13 protein-coding genes are annotated in these 17742 nt (G+C 74.2%); 5 read left to right on the forward strand and 8 right to left on the reverse strand.

Annotation, left to right across the window (positions count from 1 at the left end):
- Positions 1–5 precede the first annotated feature (5 nt).
- Positions 6–974 (forward strand): bifunctional riboflavin kinase/FAD synthetase, encoded by a 969-nt coding sequence (locus ACIP5O_RS08480; RefSeq protein WP_401290087.1) that lies wholly within the window; start codon positions 6–8, stop codon positions 972–974.
- Positions 975–988: 14 nt separating this feature from the next.
- Here ACIP5O_RS08480 and ACIP5O_RS08485 read toward each other — a convergent pair whose 3' ends face one another.
- The 8 genes from ACIP5O_RS08485 to eccE all read right to left on the reverse strand — a co-directional run bounded on the left by ACIP5O_RS08485 (position 989) and on the right by eccE (position 12750).
- On the reverse strand, positions 989–2008 hold the full coding sequence (locus ACIP5O_RS08485) for an ABC transporter ATP-binding protein (RefSeq protein WP_401290088.1): 1020 nt from the start codon (positions 2006–2008) through the stop codon (positions 989–991).
- Positions 2005–2970 (reverse strand): ABC transporter ATP-binding protein, encoded by a 966-nt coding sequence (locus tag ACIP5O_RS08490; RefSeq protein WP_401290091.1) that lies wholly within the window; start codon positions 2968–2970, stop codon positions 2005–2007. Before ACIP5O_RS08490 ends, ACIP5O_RS08485 begins: the two co-directional genes overlap by 4 nt.
- Complete coding sequence (locus ACIP5O_RS08495) at positions 2967–3947, reverse strand: ABC transporter permease (protein WP_401290094.1); 981 nt, start codon at positions 3945–3947, stop codon at positions 2967–2969. Before ACIP5O_RS08495 ends, ACIP5O_RS08490 begins: the two co-directional genes overlap by 4 nt.
- Positions 3944–5005: an ABC transporter permease gene (locus tag ACIP5O_RS08500; protein ID WP_401290097.1), complete on the reverse strand. Its 1062-nt coding sequence runs from the start codon at positions 5003–5005 to the stop codon at positions 3944–3946. Before ACIP5O_RS08500 ends, ACIP5O_RS08495 begins: the two co-directional genes overlap by 4 nt.
- A gap of 3 nt (positions 5006–5008) precedes the next feature.
- Positions 5009–6847 carry an ABC transporter substrate-binding protein gene (locus tag ACIP5O_RS08505; RefSeq protein WP_401290201.1) on the reverse strand — a complete coding sequence of 613 codons (1839 nt, stop codon included), beginning with the start codon at positions 6845–6847 and terminating at the stop codon, positions 5009–5011.
- A gap of 191 nt (positions 6848–7038) precedes the next feature.
- On the reverse strand, positions 7039–10344 hold the full coding sequence (locus ACIP5O_RS08510) for an SCO5717 family growth-regulating ATPase (RefSeq protein WP_401290100.1): 3306 nt from the start codon (positions 10342–10344) through the stop codon (positions 7039–7041).
- 217 nt (positions 10345–10561) lie between these two features.
- The gene (locus tag ACIP5O_RS08515) at positions 10562–11434 is read right to left on the reverse strand and encodes a hypothetical protein (protein WP_401290103.1); all 873 of its coding nucleotides are present in this window, start codon (positions 11432–11434) and stop codon (positions 10562–10564) included.
- Complete coding sequence (gene eccE / locus ACIP5O_RS08520) at positions 11434–12750, reverse strand: type VII secretion protein EccE (RefSeq protein WP_401290106.1); 1317 nt, start codon at positions 12748–12750, stop codon at positions 11434–11436. The genes ACIP5O_RS08515 and eccE overlap by 1 nt, the downstream gene beginning before the upstream one ends.
- Positions 12751–12941: 191 nt before the next feature.
- Here eccE and eccB point away from each other — a divergent pair, with 191 nt between their 5' ends.
- The 4 genes from eccB to ACIP5O_RS08540 all read left to right on the forward strand — a co-directional run bounded on the left by eccB (position 12942) and on the right by ACIP5O_RS08540 (position 17731).
- A complete protein-coding gene (gene eccB / locus ACIP5O_RS08525) occupies positions 12942–14486 on the forward strand; it encodes a type VII secretion protein EccB (RefSeq protein ID WP_401290109.1) in 1545 nt (514 codons plus the stop codon).
- 12 nt (positions 14487–14498) lie between these two features.
- Positions 14499–15755 carry a type VII secretion-associated serine protease mycosin gene (gene mycP / locus ACIP5O_RS08530; protein ID WP_401290112.1) on the forward strand — a complete coding sequence of 419 codons (1257 nt, stop codon included), beginning with the start codon at positions 14499–14501 and terminating at the stop codon, positions 15753–15755.
- Between the two features lie 162 nt (positions 15756–15917).
- Positions 15918–16301: a hypothetical protein gene (locus tag ACIP5O_RS08535; protein WP_401290115.1), complete on the forward strand. Its 384-nt coding sequence runs from the start codon at positions 15918–15920 to the stop codon at positions 16299–16301.
- A 17-nt stretch (positions 16302–16318) separates the two neighbouring features.
- On the forward strand, positions 16319–17731 hold the full coding sequence (locus tag ACIP5O_RS08540) for a hypothetical protein (protein ID WP_401290118.1): 1413 nt from the start codon (positions 16319–16321) through the stop codon (positions 17729–17731).
- The last annotated feature ends 11 nt before the right edge of the window (positions 17732–17742 follow it).

The raw sequence follows: 17742 nt of genomic DNA on the forward strand, positions 1-17742 counted from the left end.
TCACAGTGCAGCGCTGGCGTGGCTTGGAGGACATCCCCCAGGACTGGGGGCGCAGCGTCGTCACCATCGGCTCCTACGACGGGGTGCACCGCGGGCACCAGCTCATCGTCGGGCGGGCCGTCGAGCGCGCCCGCGAGCTCGGCGTCCCCTCCGTCGTGGTCACCTTCGACCCGCACCCCTCCGAGGTCGTGCGGCCCGGCAGCCACCCGCCGCTGCTCGCCCCGCACCACCGGCGCGCCGATCTGATGGCGGGCCTCGGCGTGGACGCGGTGCTCGTCCTGCCGTTCACCGCCGAGTTCTCCCAGCTCTCCCCGGCCGACTTCATCGTCAAGGTCCTCGTCGACAAGCTGCACGCCAGGGCCGTCATCGAGGGCCCCAACTTCCGCTTCGGCCACCGGGCCGCCGGGAACGTCGCCTTCCTCGCCGAGCTCGGCGCCACCTACGACTACGAGGTCGAGGTCGTCGACCTGTACGTCAGCGGCAGCGCGGGCGGCGGCGAGCCCTTCTCCTCCACCCTCACCCGGCGCCTGGTCGCCGAGGGCGACATGGCCGGGGCCGCCGAGATCCTCGGCCGCCCGCACCGCGTCGAGGGCGTCGTGGTCCGCGGCGCCCAGCGCGGTCGCGAACTCGGCTTCCCGACCGCCAACGTCGAGACCCTGCCGCACACCGCGATCCCGGCCGACGGCGTCTACGCGGGCTGGCTGACGGCCGCCGGCGAGCGGATGCCGGCGGCCATCTCGGTCGGCACGAACCCCCAGTTCGACGGCACCGAACGGACCGTCGAGGCGTACGCGATCGACCGCGAGGGGCTCGACCTGTACGGGCTGCACGTGGCCGTCGACTTCCTGGCGTACGTGCGCGGGATGCTGCGGTTCGACACCCTGGACGACCTGCTCCGGGCCATGGCGGACGACGTGAAGCGCTGCCGCGAGCTGACCGGGGAGTACGACCGGGAGCACCCGGAGCAGGTCTGACCCTTCGGGTCCGGTCAGACCGCCCCCTTCCGCTCCTCCCGCTCCACCCAGTGGCAGGCCACCGCGCCCGCCCCGCCGCCGGGCAGGACCGGCGGGTCCTCGCCCCGGCAGCGGTCCGCGACCGCCACCGCCGCGCCCGACGCCAGGACCTGGCAGCGGGCGTGGAAGCGGCAGCCGGAGGGGATCCGGGACGGGTCCGGGGGCTCCCCGGTCAGCACCACCGGCGCCCCCTCGGACTCCGGGAGGACCGAGAGCAGCGCCCGCGTGTACGGGTGCCGGGGGTTCGTCAGGACGGACTCCACCGGACCCGTCTCCACGACCCGGCCCAGGTACATCACCGCCACCCGGTCCGCGATGTTCCACGCGAGGCCCAGGTCGTGCGTCACCACCAGGGCCGACAGGCCCAGTTCGTCGCGCAGCCGCAGCAGCAGCGCCAGGATCTCGCCCCGTACGGACGCGTCCAGGGAGGCCACCGGCTCGTCCGCGACGATCAGTTCGGGCTCCAGGACGAGCGCGCCCGCGATGACCACCCGCTGCCGCTGCCCGCCGGACAGCTCGTGCGGATAGCGCAGGAAGAAGCGCTCCGGCGGGCGCAGCCCGGCCCGCGCGAGCGCCTCGGCCACGGCCGCCCGCTCGTCCCCCGCGTACCCGTGGATCCGCAGCCCCTCCGCCACCGCGTCGTACACGGTGTGCCGGGGGTTCAGCGAACCGCTCGGGTCCTGGAGGACCAACTGCGCCCGCTTCCGGTAGGACTTGAGGGCCCCGGAGGAGTACGCGAGCGGCTTCCCGTCGAAGGAGACCGTGCCCGACGTGGGCCGGACCAGGCCGAGCAGCGAGCGGGCCAGGGTCGTCTTGCCGCAGCCCGACTCCCCGACGAGGGCCACGATCTCGCCCGCGCCGACGTCCAGGTCCACCCCGTCCACCGCCCGCGCGGGCGGCGCGCCGCGGCGCCCGGGGAAGACGACGCGCAGGTCGCGCGCCGAGAGCAGCGACCCGGTCGCCGTCCCCGTACGCATGGCGGTGTCCGTGCTCATGACGTGCTCCCCACGTGCACGCAGGCGGCCCGGCGCCCCGCGCCCGCCTCCCGCAGTTCCTGGTCCAGGTCCCCGCAGACGTCGAGCGCCACCGGGCAGCGCGGGTGGAAGGCGCAGCCGTCCGGCAGGGCGGCCGGGTCCGGCGGATCGCCCGGCAGGCCGCGCGGCGCCCGCCGGGACGCGGGGTCGCCGATGCGCGGGAACGCCGAGGACAGCGCCCGCCCGTAGGGGTGCGCGGCCGCCTCGTACACCTCCCGCGCCGGTCCCTCCTCGACGATCCGGCCCGCGTACATCACGGCGAGCCGGTCGCAGGTGTCGGCGAGGACCGCCAGGTCGTGGCTGATCATCAGGAGGCTGATCGACTGCTCGGCGACCAGGCCCTCGATCAGGCGCAGGATCTGCGCCTGGATCATCACGTCCAGGGCGGTCGTCGGCTCGTCCGCGACGATCAGCCGGGGATCGCAGGCGAGCGCCATCGCGATCATCACGCGCTGCCGCTGCCCGCCGGACAGCTCGTGCGGGTAGGCGGCGGCGCGGGCGGCGGGCAGGCCGACGTGTTCGAGCAGCTCGCCGACCCGCTTCCGGGCCGCCGCCGAGGTCGCCCGGCCGTGCACGAGCAGCGGCTCCGCGATCTGGTCCCCGATCCGGTGCACGGCGTTCAGCGAGTGCATCGCGCCCTGGAAGACGATCGACGCGCCCGCCCAGCGCACGGCCCGCAGCCGCCCCCACGACATCGCGAGGACGTCCTCGCCGTCGAGCAGGACCTCGCCCTCCAGGCGCGCCGACGCCGGGAGCAGCCGGAGCAGTGCGAGCGCGAGCGTGGACTTGCCGCAGCCGGACTCGCCGGCCACGCCCAGCTTGGTGCCCGCCTCCAGGGTCAGGTCGACCCCGCGCACGGCGGGCACGGCCGCCGCGCCCGACCCGTACGTCACCCTGAGGTCCCGTACTTCCAGGAGGCTCATCGCCCCACCCCCAGCTTCGGGTTGAGCACGGACTCGACGGCCCGGCCGCACAGCGTGAACGCGAGCGCGACCAGCGCGATCGCGATCCCGGGCGGGGCCAGGTACCACCAGTGCCCGGAGGAGACCGCCCCGGCCTCGCGGGCGTCCTGGAGCATTCCGCCCCAGGAGACCACCGTCGGGTCGCCCAGGCCCAGGAAGGCGAGGGTGGCCTCGGTGAGGATGGCGGTCGAGATGCCGAGCGTGGTCTGCGCGAGGACCAGCGGCATCACGTTCGGCAGCACGTGCCGGGTCATGACGTGCCGGTGGCCGCCGCCGAGCGCGGTCGCCCGCTCGATGTACGGACGCGACTCCACCGCGATGGTCTGCGCCCGCACCAGGCGGGCGGTGGTCGGCCACGAGGTCACCCCGATCGCCAGGACCACCGTCCACATCGAGCGGGACATCACGGTGGCGAGCACGATCGCCAGGACGAGGGCCGGCATCACCAGGAACCAGTCGGTGATCCGCATGACGACGGTCGAGAACCAGCCGCCGTAGTGCCCGGCGACGATCCCCACCAGGGTGCCGATGGCGACCGAGAGGGCCGCCGCGAGCAGACCGACGAGGAGCGAGATCCGCGCCCCCCAGACCAGCAGCCCGAGCAGCGAGCGCCCGAACTGGTCGGTGCCGAGCGGGAACTCGGCGCTCGGGGACTCCAGGGCCGTGCCCGGCGCCTCGGTCACCGACTGCACGTCGGCGCCGACGAGCAGCGGGGCGGCGAGCGCGAGCAGGGCGATCAGGGCGAGCCCGGCGAGGCCGTACAGCCCGGCGCGGTGGGTGCGGTACTCCCTCCAGAAGCGGACCGCCGAGGCCTTGCGGCGCTGCCGGGCGAGGGAAGCCGCGGAGGGCGGCTTCCGCGCGGGCTCGGGGGCGGACTCCTTCAAGGGTTCCGGGGCGGGTTCCGGCGCGGGTGTCGCGGAGGTCGTGGAGGAGGTCATCGGCCCACCCGGGGATCGAGCAGCGGATAGAGCAGGTCGGCGAGCAGGTTCATCAGGATCATCGCTCCGGCGAAGACCACGAACAGGCCCTGCACCAGGGGCAGGTCGGGCACGCTGAGCGCCTGGTAGAAGAGCCCGCCGAGCCCCGGCCAGGAGAACACCGTCTCCACCAGGATCGAACCCGCCGCCACGTGGCCCAGGTTGATGAAGATCATGGTCACGGTCGGGAGCAGCGCGTTCGGCACGGCGTGCCTGCGGCGCACGACGTCGTCGCGCAGCCCCTTCGCCCGCGCCGTCGTCAGGTAGTCGCCGCCCATCTCGTCCAGGAGCGAGGAGCGCATCACGAGCAGCGTCTGCGCGTAGCCGACCGCCACCAGGGTCACCACCGGCAGGACCAGGTGGTGGGCGACGTCCAGGACGTACGCGAGACCGGTCTCGCCCGTGCCCGACTCCATGCCGCCGGTCGGGAAGAGCCCCGGGACCGGGCCCGCGCCGACGGAGAACACGATGATGAGGAGCAGGCCGAGCCAGAAGGACGGCACCGACCACAGGGTCAGCGCGATCCCGGTGTTCAGCCGGTCCCCGGGGCCGCCGTGGCGCCAGGCCGAGCGGGTGCCGAGCCACAGCCCGAGCGCCGAGTAGATCACCACGGCGACCCCGGTGAGCAGCAGGGTCGCCGGCAGCTTCTCCCAGATGAGCTCCCCGACGGGGGCGCGGAACTGGAACGAGGTGCCGAGGTCGCCCGTCAGGGCCTTCGCGCAGTAGTCGGTGAACTGCTGCCAGAGCGGCAGGTCGAGGCCGAACTGCCGCCTCAAAGTGGCCAGTTGCTCGGCCGAGGTGGGCACGCCGTGGGTCATCGCCTTCACCGGGTCGCCGGGGATGATCCGGAACAGGAAGAAGCTGGTGACGAGCACGGCGAAGAGCGAGACGAGCGCGCCGCCCAGCTTCCCCGCCGCGTGGCGGAGGTAGCCGGAGGAGGCGCCGGTGCGGGGCGCGCCGTCCGCGGCGCGGGCCTGGTCGGCCCGCACCGCGTCGGCGGGGGTGCTGGTCGTCGTCACGGACTACTCGCGGTCGTCGGCGGTGGACCGGCGGCGCAGGCCGAGGACGACGCCGAGGCCGACCACGACCACCACGGCCGCGCCGATGCCGACGATCACCCCGGTGGAGGAGCCGCCGCCCTCGGACCCGCCGGAGGCGGAGGCCGCCGGCACGGCCGACCACCAGCTCCAGTAGCCGTCCTGGCCCCACAGGTTCCCGGCGGCCTCGGGCATGGTCGTGATGGACGCGATCTGATCCGTGCGGTACGCCTCCAGGGCGTTCGGATAGGCCATGACGTTCATGTACCCCGTGTCGTACAGGCGGGACTGCATCCGCTTCACCAGATCCGCCCGCTTGGCGGTGTCGTACTCCACCGCCTGCCGCGCGTAGAGCCCGTCGAACTCCTCGTCGCAGATGAAGTTGTCGGTGGCCCCGCTGTCCTTCGGGGTGGCCGGGAGGGCGCCGCAGGTGTGGATGGAGAGGACGTAGTCCGGGTCGGGGTTGACCGACCAGCCGTCGAACGCGAGGTCGTAGTCGCCCTTCACCCACGGGTCCGAGACGCTGTCCAGACACTCGACCTTCAGGCCGATGCCGAGCTTCCCCCACCACTCCTGGAGGTACTTGCCGACCGCCTTGTCGTTCGGGTCGGTGGCGTGACAGAGGATCCGGAAGTCCAGCGGCTTCCCGTCCTTGCCGACCCGCCTGCCCTCGCCGTTCTTCCGGTACCCGGCGGCGTCGAGGACCTTCGCCGCCTCCTCCGGGTCGTACGTGCGCTCCTGGCCGCCGTCGGGCTTCCAGAAGTACGAGCCGAAGCGGGGCGGGACGTACCCCTCGCCCTCGACGGCGTGGCCCTGGAAGACCTTGTCGACGAGGGTGGCGCGGTCGACCGCGAGGAAGAGCGCCTTGCGCACGGCCGGGTCGAGCAGCGCCTTGTGCCCGTTGCCGAACGTCTTCCCGTCCCGCGCCCGGGCGCCCGGGTTGGTGGCGAGGGCGTAGAAGCGGCGGCCCGGGGCGTCGTTGACCTTGATGTTCTTCTGGGTCTTCAGCGCGTCGGCCTGGGCGGGCGTCAGGTTCGGCACGAAGGACACCTCGCCCTTCTGGAGGGCGGCGACGGCGGCGTCCCCGTCCTTGTAGTACTTGAAGACCAGCTCGTCGAACTTGGGCGCGCCCCGCCAGAACTTCTTGTTCGGCTTGAGCTTGACGTACTGGTCGACCTTGTAGTCGGTGATGACGAAGGGCCCGTTGCCCACGATCGGGAACTGCCGGTCGTTGTTGAACTTCGAGAAGTCGCCGACCTTCTCCCAGACGTGCTGGGGCACGATCGGCACGTCGAGCGCGGTCATCGTCGCCTGGGGCTTCTTCAGCTTGATGACGAGGGTCCGCGGGTCGGGGGCGGTGACCTTCTCGAAGTTGGCCGTGAAGCTGCCGTTGGCGGTGGCGGCGTTCGGGTCGGTCATCATCTTGGTGAAGGTCCAGGCCGCGTCCTCGGCGGTCGCCTGCGTCCCGTCCGACCAGAACGAGTCCCCGCGGATCGTGTACGTCCACGTCAGCTTGTCGGGCGAGGGCTTCCACTCGGTCGCCAGGCCCGGGACCGTACGCGCGTCCTTCGGGTCGTAGTTCGTCAGGTACTCGTAGGCCAGGCGGTGGATGCTCGTCGAGGTGAGCTTCTGGGCGAGGAACGGGCTCAGCGAGTCGATGCTCTGCGAGACCGCCACCGTGAGGGTGGTGCCGCCGGGCTTCTCGTCCTCCGCCCGCGCGGTGCCGGGGACGACGACGAGCGAGGTGGCGGCGACACCGGCGGCGAGCAGCAGCCGGAGGGGTCTGCGGGCGGGGGCGGGGCGGGGTGGAGCCTTCGTGACCATGACCATGGGACGTGACCTCGCGTGGGGTTTCTGTCGTGGATCTTGGGCTGACGGTGAGTGAAGCGAAGGTGTATCAGCGGTGGTCTGCCGTCGTCAACGATGACTCAAACCCCTTGTGGGCTGCGGGAACGCCATGAGGCCCCGTATCGGACGACCGATACGGGGCCTCATTGGTCTACTCCTGTGACGCCCTACTGCTGAGGGGCTGGCGGCGCCTGCGGAGGGGCCGGCGGACCGGCCTGCGGGGGCAGCGGCTGCCCGTGCTGCTGCTCGGGAAGCTCCTGCGGCGGAACCTGGGCCGGGGCCGGCTGCTGCTGCCAGGCCGGGGGCACGCCGGGAGCGCCGGGAGCGCCCGGCTGACCGGGCTGCGGCGGATAGGGCTGACCGGGGTGCGGCGCCTGGGGGGCGTACGGCTGACCGGGCGCCGGGTGGCCGGGCGCCGCCTGGCCGGGCAGCGGCTGGGCGGGCATCGGCTGTCCCGGGGCGAACCGGCCGGGCACCGGGCCGGGGGCCTGTCCCGGCTGACCCTGCTGTCCGGGGGCCGGGTACGCCTGCGGCGGGTAGGGCTGACCGGACTGGGGTGCCTGGGGGGCGTACGGCTGACCGGGGGAGGGGTGACCGGGCGCGAACTGGCCGGGCAGCGGCTGACCGGGGTGGGCGGGCTGACCGGGCTGGGCGGGCTGTCCCGGCTGTCCCGGCCGGCCGGGCATCGGCTGGGGCGGGGCGAACTGGCCGGGGACCGGCTGCTGTCCGGGGTACTGCTGCTGCCCGGGGTACGGGTGTCCCGGCATCGGCGGGGCCATGTGCGGCGGCGCCGCGCCCTGGCCGTCGCCGGTCCACAGGCCCTGCGCCTGCTGCGCCCGTACGAAGTCCTCGGCCACCAGCGCCGACAGGTGGAAGTACGCCTCGCGGGTCTTCGGCCGCATCATGTCGAGGTCGACCTCGGCACCGGCCGCGAGGTGCTCGTCGAAGGGCACGACCACGACCCCGCGGCAACGGGTCCGGAAGTGCTGCACGATGTCCTCGACCTTGATCATCTTGCCGGTCTCGCGGACGCCGGAGATGACGGTGAGGGAGCGCTGCACCAGGTCCGCGTAGCCGTGCGCGGAGAGCCAGTCCAGGGTGGTCGACGCGCTGGAGGCGCCGTCCACGGAGGGCGTCGAGATGATGATGAGCTGGTCGGCGAGGTCGAGCACCCCGCGCATGGCGCTGTAGAGCAGGCCCGTGCCCGAGTCGGTGAGGATGATCGGGTACTGCTTGCCCAGGACGTCGATCGCCCGCCGGTAGTCCTCGTCGTTGAAGGTCGTCGAGACGGCCGGGTCCACGTCGTTGGCGAGGATCTCCAGGCCCGAGGGCGCCTGCGAGGTGAACCGGCGGATGTCCATGTACGAGTTGAGGTACGGGATCGCCTGCACCAGGTCGCGGATGGTCGCCCCGGTCTCGCGCCGCACCCGGCGGCCCAGCGTGCCGGCGTCCGGGTTGGCGTCGATCGCCAGGATCTTGTCCTGCCGCTCGGTCGCCAGGGTCGCGCCGAGCGCGGTGGTCGTCGTGGTCTTGCCGACGCCGCCCTTGAGCGAGATGACCGCGATCCGGTAGCAGGAGAGGACCGGCGTCCGGATCAGGTCCAGCTTCCGCTGCCGCTCCGCCTCCTCCTTCTTGCCGCCGAGCTTGAAGCGGGAGGCGGCGCCGGGGGTGCGGCTGGACTTGGGCTTCTGCTTGTTGTTCCGCAGCAGCCGGTCGGAGGAGAGCTCGACGGCCGCGTTGTACCCGAGCGGGGCGCCCGGCACGGACCGCTCCCGCTGGTCGTGCGTCACGGGCGAGGGCCAGGCGGCACCGGTCCGGGGGTCGACGGGCGGCTGCGCGTCGTGCGGGGGCTGCGGCTGGGCCGGGGGCTGGGACTGCGGCTGCGGCTGGAGCTGCGGCTGGGGAGCCTGCGGGGGTACGGCGCCGGGGTGCGGGAAGCCGTACCCGCCCGGCTGCTGTGCCTGCGGCGGCACACCGCCGGGCTGCTGCTGCGGGTAGCCGTAACCGGCCTGCTGCGGGGGCGTCCCGGGGTGCGGGAAGCCGTAACCGCCGCCTTGCGGGGCCGGGGGCTGCTGTACATGCGGGGGCTGCGGGGCCTGGGAGACCTGCGGGGCCTGGGGGTAGCCGTACCCGCCCGGCTGCTGTGCCTGCGGCGGCACGGGACCGGGCGCGGCCGGCGGGGACTCGGGCGACGGCCAGGCGGCGGTGGGCGGCAGCGGCGCGGCCGGGGCTCCCGGCTGGGCGCCCGCGACCGGCGGCGCGGGCCACTGCTGCGCGGGCGCGGGCGCGGCGGGCTGGAACGACGGCGGCAGCGGGGGCAGTCCGGGCGCGACCCCGGGCTGCGGCCCGGCGGCCGGGAAGGGGCCGGGAGCGGCGGGGCCCTCGGGGGCGGGGAAGGCGCCGGGGGCGTCGTACGGGCCGGGAGCGGCGCCGGGGCCGAAGCCCTGGGGCGCGGCGGCGGCCGGGGGCGCGTCGGCGGGGGCGTCCGAGGGCGCGGCCGTCGTGCCCCCGGCCTCCGTCTCCGTCGCCTGCGCCCCGGCCCCGGTGGGCCGGTCCTCCGGGGCCGCGGTGTCGTCGGGGGTCCTGGCCGGCGCGTCGCCGCCCGTCGTGGAGTGCGTCACGGACGGCTCGGCGCCCTCGACCTCTTCCGGATCTTCGGAGGAGGTCTCGTCGGAGCCCGCCGGGGCGTGGTCGTCCTCGACCGGGGCCGCACCGGCGTCCGGGCCCGTGGGAGCGTCCGCCCCCTCGGCAGCACCCGCCGCCGGGGACTCCGCGGTCCGCTCCGCGATCTCGCGCCGGAGCGCGGCGGGAGAGAAGCGCACGGTGGCGCCGCTCTCCACGTCTCCACCGCCGTTGTCGAAGGGGGAGTCGGCGGGCAGCGAGCCGTCACCCGAGGGGTCGCCGGGCACGGGGGCGCCGGACGACGCGTCGGCGGCGGTGAAGCCGTCGGGCAGCGGAGCACCCGCCGTGAAGCCGTCGGGCAGTGAACCGCCCGGCGCGGTGGGGTCCTCCGGCGTGGAGTCGCCCGGCAGCGGGGCCGTCGGCCCGGCGGTGGGAGCACCGTCCGCCGCAGGGCCGTCCACCGGCGGCACCGCCGCCGACGGCACTCCCGCGGCGGGGGTCGCGGTGACGGGGGCACTCGGAGGGGTGGCGGGCGCGACCGGCGGCGCGGGCTCCGGTGCGACGGGCGCGGCCGGTGCGACGGGCTGCGTCGGCGTCACCGGCGGCGCGGGGCTCCAGTGGGGCTCGAAACCGCTGCCCGCCGGGAGGCCCGGCACGGGGAGCGGCGCTCCGCTCGGCGGCGGGGGAGTGGCGCCGCCCGCCCCCGTACCGCCCGGCGCGTTCTGCGTGTACCAGGCGGGCGGGGTGTAGTCGATGGTGAACTCACCCGTCATCTCGGCGGGATCCGCGTCGGACTGATCGTCGGCGGGTGGATTCCAACCCCCGTGGATCTCGTCGCGATCGCCGTTCACTTTGCCTCCTGGTGTGGTCGAGCACCCTTGTGCCGTCGTGGGCGGGGCCCTTCCAGCCTAATCGGCGCGGGCGACCCGCGGGCAGGCCCGGCGGACCCTCCCCGCCCGTCTCCGGCACCCGGTCCGGCCCCCAAGTGACCCGGCCGCGCCGCAGAGTGAGAACCCCCACCGTTCAAAACGCTGCAAAAAGGGACGTACGCGGGCGACTTCGTGCCGCTCAGTCCATCCGGCGCGCGCCGCCCAACAATCCGGTCTCGGCGTCCGTCGCCTGCGTCATCACGAACTGGCGGTCGTCCGGGGTGCACCAGAGGGTCACCCCGTCCGCGAGCGTGGACAGCGCCTCGTACTCGTGGCGCGGCAGGTTCATGATGCGGCCGATCTGGACCGCCTCGTCCGGGGACACCCGCTGGACCCCGACCAGGGAGGACTTCTCCAGGAGGCGGGGCGCGACCGGGCTCAGATAGGGGAGCAGCGTCACCACCGACTGCCAGGGCGCCGACACGACGCGGCCGCGCGGCGGCCGCATGCCGCAGTCGCGCACCACGACCACCGGACTGCCCGCCGACGCGCCCTGCGGCGGCACCCGGCCCACGTCGTGCAGCGTGATGCACGGCTGCCCGCCGCCCGCGGCCTGCGCCAGCGCCGTCCACGCCTGCGCGCGGCCGGTCTCGACCGCCACCCGGGCGCCCGTCGCGGCGGCCCGCAGCGCCAGGACCTGCGCGGTCCACAGGCCGCCGATGAGGGCGACGTCGTACGGGACGGGCCGGTTGATCCCGAGCACGGCGGGGCGGCCCTCGGCGTCGACGCCTATCACCATGCCGTCGTCACCCACCGGGAGGGCCAGCGCGTCGAGTTGCTCCACGGAGACGGAGTGCCGGTCGCGGCGCGGTCCGACGAGCCCGAAGCCGAACCGGGGCCGCCCGCCCCGTCCGGCGGGCCGGGGCGGGGGTGCGGCGGCGGGGGCGGCCGCCCGTCCGCCGTATGTACCGGAGGCCGGCTGCGCACCGTAGGCACCGGACGCGCCGGGAACGCCCGAACCCGACTGCGTACCGGGGGCGCCGGGGACGCCGGGCGAGGTCGCGGTGGACATCAGCGCGCACCCCCCAGCGGAAGCGTCGCCAGGATGCCGGGCACCTGTTCCCGGTCCAGTCGCACGAGCCCCGTCCTCACCCCGCGCGCCGCACGCTCCAGCTCGTGCCGCGCGGCCACCAGTTCCTCGTCGCTGCGCCCGGTGATCCGTACGTGCCCGGTCACCGTCACCTCCTGCCGGTCCCCGCCGCTCAGCGTCAGGCTGAACGTCGTCGCGAGCGCGGGCAGCGAGGTCAGCAGGGCCACCAGCTGCGGCATCGACGCGCCCGCGCCGCCGTTCCGGCCGCCCAACTGGGGCCAGCGCCCCACCCAGTACGTCGTGTGCCGGCGGTCGTCCACCCGCCAGGTCCGGGCGGTCTCCTGGGTCCGGCGCTCCTGCGCCCGGCCCCGGCCCGCCTGCGCGATCGCCATCGGGCTCGCGCAACTGGACGTGGCGAGCGCCGAGGTGAGCTCCTGCTCGGTCAGCACGCCCGCCCGGAACCCGGCGCCCGCGAGCCGGCTCGCCAGCTGGTCCGCCGCGCGCACCAGGCACTTCTGCGCGCCCGTCATGCCGCCGCCGCGCGCGGCGACCGCCTCCGGGCACAGCTCGGGGTCGAGCTTGAGCGCGATCCAGGTGATCCGCACCGCGGGCGAACCCGTCTGCGCCTGGAGCGGCCCGTAGTTGCGCGCCGCCATCGACTGCGCCGGCAGGTGCGGCGCGGGCGCCGGCTGCGTGTGCTGCACGACCTGCGCCGACTCCAGCCGGATGCCGTCCACGCTCAGCACGTCCCGGACGATCCCGACCGGCAGCGGCCGCGCCGCCCGGTCCGGCCGCAGCGCCGTGCCCTCCGACTCGACCCGCAGGACCGCGGTCAGGAAGGTGCCGTCCCCGACCATGCCGACCGGACGCCGGTCGCGGTCGCTGTACGTGAGGGTCCGCAGCGCCGGGTCGCACTCCACGATCGGCGCGAACCCCGGCTCGGTGTCCTCGGGCACCGTGAACGACGCGGCCCGGCGCGTCCGGGCGCGCAGCGCGAGGAAGGTGCCGAGCCACTCGGGCAGGGAACGCCGGTGCCGGCGCACCACGGCCAGCAGGACGAGCACGACGGCCACCACGCCCGCCGGGACGAGCAGCATCGGCTCCACGACCCAGGCGACGAGCAGCAGGGCCGCCGCCACTTCGACCAGTACGAGCTGTTGCAATCGGAACGAACCGAAATGACCGGGACGGGCCTGGAGCCTCGGCGAGACCGAGGAGCCGGACCCCGTGGACGGGGTCGCGGACGGGGGTGCGGAGGCGGAGGCCGCGGCGGGCCGCCTCCGCGTCGCGGAAGCCATGATGGAGAATCCCCCTCAATTCGTCCCGATGACCCTGGCCCGCCAGGGCTTTGGCGGCCGGATCACCCTACCCGCCCCACGAACCCCACGGGACAGCAGGCATAGTAGGGGGCCGGTCCGACGGCCGGGGCCCGGGTGCCATCACCCCGGTCGCCCCGCGAGAAGATCGCGCCTGACGAGAATGGGGACTCATGGCATCGCGGCGGGACGAGCTCAACGCGTACACCTTTGCGAAGAAGCGCACGGTGGCGGCATTCCTCCAACCCTCTCCCTCCGGTACGGAGGAGGGGGCGCCGAAGCCGCTGCGCGCGGTCCTCCCCGGGGTGATCGTCGCCGCGTTGGTCGTCGCCGGATTCGGCGCCTGGGGCATGTTCAAGCCCACCGCCCCCAAGGGCTGGGACGACCCCGGCACCCGCGTGATCGTCGGCAAGCAGTCGACGACCCGGTACGTCGTCCTGGAGACCGGCAGGGGCAAGGACCGGAAGACCCTGCTCCACCCCGTCCTCAACCTCGCCTCCGCCCGGCTCCTGCTCGACCCCGACAAGTTCCAGGTCATCCAGGTCGAGGACAAGAAGCTCGACGAGGGCAAGCCGCCGCGCGGCCCGATCCTCGGCATCCCCTACGCCCCCGACCGGCTGCCCCCGGCGGACGACGCGGGCCGGGCGAAGCGCTGGGCCGTCTGCGAGCAGCCCGGCGGCGGCAAGGGCGCCGGGGTCCAGAAGGCGACCTTCCTCTTCGCCGAGCGCGACCTCGCGCGGACCGAGGGCGCCGGCCGGCTCAAGGACGGACAGGTCCTGTACGTCAAGGGCCAGAAGGGGAACGCCCAGTTCCTCGTCGACCACACCGGCACCAAGTACCCGGTGAGGGCCGAATCCACCGGACTGCTCACCGCGCTCGTCGGCCTCGGCAAGGAGCCGCAGCCCGTCACCGACGACTGGCTCGCCACCCTGAAGACCGGCGACGAGATCGACTTCCCGCACCTCGACGGACGCGTCGGGGACTCCGCCGGCATACCCGGCAACACCCTCACCGGGACCGAGAACCGCATCGGCATGGTCCTCCTCGCCCAGACCGGCTCCGGCCCCCAGCACTACGTCGTGCTCGCCGGGAAGGTCCAGCCCGTCACCCCCTTCACCGCCTGGCTCCTCATCAACTCCCCGGAGACCGGCGTCCTCGACATGGACGGCAGGGCGACCACCGTCGACGCCTCCTCCGTCGACCCGGACCCCACCCCCTTCCACGACGGCGTGCGCTGGCCCCGGCTGAAGTCCACCCAGGTCAACGCCGCCACCGGCTCCGGCGCCCGCGACACCGTCTGCAGCGTCCTCACCCACGTCGACGAGAAGGGCGGGACCACCCTCACCACCTGGGCCGGCCGCTCCTACCCCGCCGACATCACCGCCGGGGGCACCAGCACGTACGTCACGCCCGGCACCGGCCTCCTCTACACCCAGATCCAGGGCCGGCAGAAGACGCCCGACGGCTCCCTCTTCCTCGTCACCGACACCGGCCTGCGGTACGCCGTCCAGGCCAACGGCGACAGCGACTCCGACCGCTCCGAGATCGGCGCCGGGGAGCAGCCGCAGAGCGACGGACGCCCGGAACCCAGCGACGCCCAGAAGCGTCTCGGCTACGAGAAGGTCACCCCGGTCCTGGTGCCGATGGAGTGGTCCGAGTTCCTCTCGAAGGGCCCGCGCCTGGACACCAACAGCGCGCGTCAGCCGCAGGGTTCCTAGGGGGTGGCACCGGTGACGACCACGCACCGCACGGCGGCCCTGCTCACCGCCGGCACCCTCGTCCTCCTCCTCGCGGCCCCCGCGGCGGCCGCCGCGCCGCGCCGGGACGCGCCGGTCCTCGACGGCAGCGGCGAGTGCACCTTCCCCATGAAGGAGCAGATCGAGGGCACCCCCTGGCCGCTCCAGCGGGTCCTCCTCGACGAGCTGTGGCAGGACACCAAGGGCAAGGGCGTCCGGGTCGCCGTCATCGACACCGGGGTCGACGACGTCAACCCGCAGCTGCGCACCGCCGTCGACGCCGAGGCGGGCAAGGACTACCTCAAGCCCGACAAGAAGAACCCGAGCCCCGGCGACGAGAAGCGCGGCAGGACGGACGGCACCGTCGACGAGGTCGGCCACGGCACCAAGGTCGCCGGCATCATCGCCGCCCGCCCCCGCAAGGGCACCGGCTTCGTCGGGCTCGCCCCCGAGGCGACGATCATCCCGATCCGGCAGAACGACGAGAAGAACAGCGGCAAGACCGACACGATGGCCCAGGCCGTCGACTGGGCCGTCGCGAAGAACGCCCACGTCATCAACATCTCGCAGGACACCACCCAGGCCCTCCGCCCGGACTCGCCGCTGGCCAGGTCCGTGGCGAACGCGATATCCAAGGGCGTCGTCGTCGTCGCCTCGGCGGGCAACGACGGCATGGACGGCGCCCTCAAGGACACCTACCCGGCCGCCTTCCCCGGCGTCCTCGCCGTCGCCTCCTCCGACCGCAACAACGAGCGCGCCGCCTTCTCCCAGTCCGGGACCTTCGTGGGCGTCGCCGCCCCCGGCGTCGACATCGTCTCCACCGTCCCCGGCGGCGGCCAGTGCGTCGACAACGGCACCAGCTTCTCCGCCCCGTACGTCGCCGGCGTCGCCGCCCTGCTCCGCGCCAAGTACCCGAAGTGGACCCCGGCCCAGATCGTCGCCCGCATCGAGCAGACCGCCGTCCGCTCCGTCAACGGGCACGACAACCACGTCGGTTGGGGCGTGGTGGACCCCGTACGGGCCCTCGCCGACCTCCCCGGCACGCCGCCGTCCTCGCCCACGCCCGACCCCGGCCCGCCCAAGCCGCCGGCCCCCGAGCCGGCCCGCCTGACGCTGTCGGAGACGCCCCAGGAGCGCTCCGAACGGCTCGCCACCTACGCGTTGGGGATCGGAGGCGTCCTGGTGGCCGTGGTCGCCGGAACGGCCACCGTGATCCGTGACAGCCGCCGTCGAAAGGGGGTACGCCCATGAACGGTCCTCCGAACAGGGCTTTGCAGTTGGAACTGTCGTACCAAGTAGCTAGAGTGGCCGTTGTTCTTGCGGGACGGGGGAGTTGACGTGGCAGGGCCGGACGGGAACGGCAAGAAGGACCTGGAAGTCGGAGAGGTAACGCTCCGGACATTCCAGACGCGCATGCAGAAACTGCTCGACGAGCTGAAGGGCTCGCCCGCCGAGCACACGAAGATCGGCGAGCAGAAGATCACTCCGGACGCGTACGGCACGGGCTTCGCCGCCGCGACCGAGCTGCACGGGGCGTACGACAAGGTGCGCACGCGGCTCGAGGAGCTGACGAAGATCTTCGGGGAGACGATCGAGGCGATGGGCATCCGTGCCCAGATCGCCGACAAGGGCTACGCGGGCGTGGACGAAGAGGAGCGGCGTCGCTTCGCCGCGATCCAGAAGTCCGTGGAGAAGGACCAGAACAAGTACCACGGCACCGAGGGCCGGGGCGCGCCCAAGTCCGAGCAGCCGGCCACACCGACGCAGGGGACCGCCGACACCGGCGGATTCAGCTGACGGGGGAGGAACACACGATGTCGGGAGAGTTCGAGGGGAAGTCCCTGGACGCCCTGTACGCGATGATCGCGGCGGCCAAGCCCGAGGAGCTGTCGAGCAGCGGCACCGCCCTCGCGGCGGCGGTGCCCAAGATCCTCGCCATCGCCTCAGACCTGCGGCACTACATCAGCCGTGTGGAGTGGGAGGGCGAGGGCGGCGACGCGTTCCGCAAGTGGGGCGCGGGCATGGTCTCCGAGACGCTGGTCCTCGGCGACTTCACCAAGGTCGTCTCCGAGGAGATGAAGCGCGCCGGCCAGGCCCTCACCGAGGCGAAGGCCGCCGTGCCGAAGCCCGCGGGCATGTGCTTCGCGGACCCGGAGAAGGAGAAGGCCCGCATCGAGTCCGAGAAGGGCCCGAAGCTCCAGGAGGCGATCCAGCAGCTCCAGCGCCTGTCGTCGTACTACGACGCGACGCGGGAGCGGATCGGGGCGGAGCGGCAGCCGGAGTTCAAGCCGCTCACGTCGGTGGGACGAGGCGAGGGAGAGCACGAGTACGGGGTCGGAGGCGGAGCCGGCTCCGGTACGTCCTCGGGCACGGGCGCGGGTACGGGCTCCGCCCCGGCCGGCCACTCGTCGTCCCTGCGATCCGCCGAGCCGGGCACCGGTGGCACTGACCGGGTCACGCCGCTGTCCCCGCCGACGACACCGACGCCGACGACGCCGCCGACCACGCCGACCCTGCCCACTCCGCCGGTCGCGCCGCCGGACAGGGCGGTGGACACCAGCCTCGACTCGGTGACCGTCGCGCCGGAGGCGCCGACCCGGCCCACGACGCAGCCCCCGGTCGTACAGCCCCCGACGACGAGCGGTCCGGGTCCCGTGCTTCCGCCCGTCGTTCCGCCCCTCGGTCGGCAGACCGGTCCCCAGGGCGGCTACCCGCTTCCGCGCCCGGCCACCCCGGGCCCGTCCGGCCCCGTCGCCCGCGTCCCCGGGCTCACGGGCCCCGGTCCGCTGGGCCCCGGCCCCCGGACCGAGGGCATCACCGGCGGTCGACAGGTCCCGGGCCGCCCCGGTCTCGGCCAGCAGGCGGGACGGATGCCCATGGGCACGGTCATCGGCGAGGAGCGCGCAGGCTCCCAGCTCGGCCGTGGTGCCGCGGGCATGCACGGCCCCGGTGCCGGAGGCTTCGGCGGCGCCCCCGCCGGCACGCCCGGCGCGGCGGGCCGCCGACTGGCGACCCAGCCGGGCGGAACCGTGGGGTCCGCCGCCGCGTCCACCACGGGTGGGCGCGCCTTCACCCCCGGCGGTACGGGACTCGTCCGTCCCCCGGCCTCGACCAACCCGGGCGAGGAGGAGCGCCGCGAAGCGCGCAACCGTCCCGACTACTTGTCCGAGGACGAGGAGACGTGGACCTCGGGACAGCGCCGGATCGTCCCGCCCGTCATCGACTAGGAGCCCTTCCC

Source organism: Streptomyces sp. NPDC088915, from assembly GCF_044749825.1.
Taxonomy (GTDB): domain Bacteria; phylum Actinomycetota; class Actinomycetes; order Streptomycetales; family Streptomycetaceae; genus Streptomyces.

What these genes read in the sequence shown, in the direction of transcription:
- ACIP5O_RS08485 (WP_401290088.1), bottom strand. Translation starts at nt 2,008, where the DNA reads ATGAGCACGGACACCGCCATGCGTACGGGGACGGCGACCGGGTCGCTG.
- ACIP5O_RS08490 (WP_401290091.1), bottom strand. Translation starts at nt 2,970, where the DNA reads ATGAGCCTCCTGGAAGTACGGGACCTCAGGGTGACGTACGGGTCGGGC.
- ACIP5O_RS08495 (WP_401290094.1), bottom strand. Translation starts at nt 3,947, where the DNA reads ATGACCTCCTCCACGACCTCCGCGACACCCGCGCCGGAACCCGCCCCG.
- ACIP5O_RS08505 (WP_401290201.1), bottom strand. Translation starts at nt 6,847, where the DNA reads ATGGTCACGAAGGCTCCACCCCGCCCCGCCCCCGCCCGCAGACCCCTC.
- ACIP5O_RS08515 (WP_401290103.1), bottom strand. Translation starts at nt 11,434, where the DNA reads ATGTCCACCGCGACCTCGCCCGGCGTCCCCGGCGCCCCCGGTACGCAG.
- eccE (WP_401290106.1), bottom strand. Translation starts at nt 12,750, where the DNA reads ATGGCTTCCGCGACGCGGAGGCGGCCCGCCGCGGCCTCCGCCTCCGCA.
- eccB (WP_401290109.1), top strand. Translation starts at nt 12,942, where the DNA reads ATGGCATCGCGGCGGGACGAGCTCAACGCGTACACCTTTGCGAAGAAG.
- ACIP5O_RS08535 (WP_401290115.1), top strand. Translation starts at nt 15,918, where the DNA reads ATGCAGAAACTGCTCGACGAGCTGAAGGGCTCGCCCGCCGAGCACACG.
- ACIP5O_RS08540 (WP_401290118.1), top strand. Translation starts at nt 16,319, where the DNA reads ATGTCGGGAGAGTTCGAGGGGAAGTCCCTGGACGCCCTGTACGCGATG.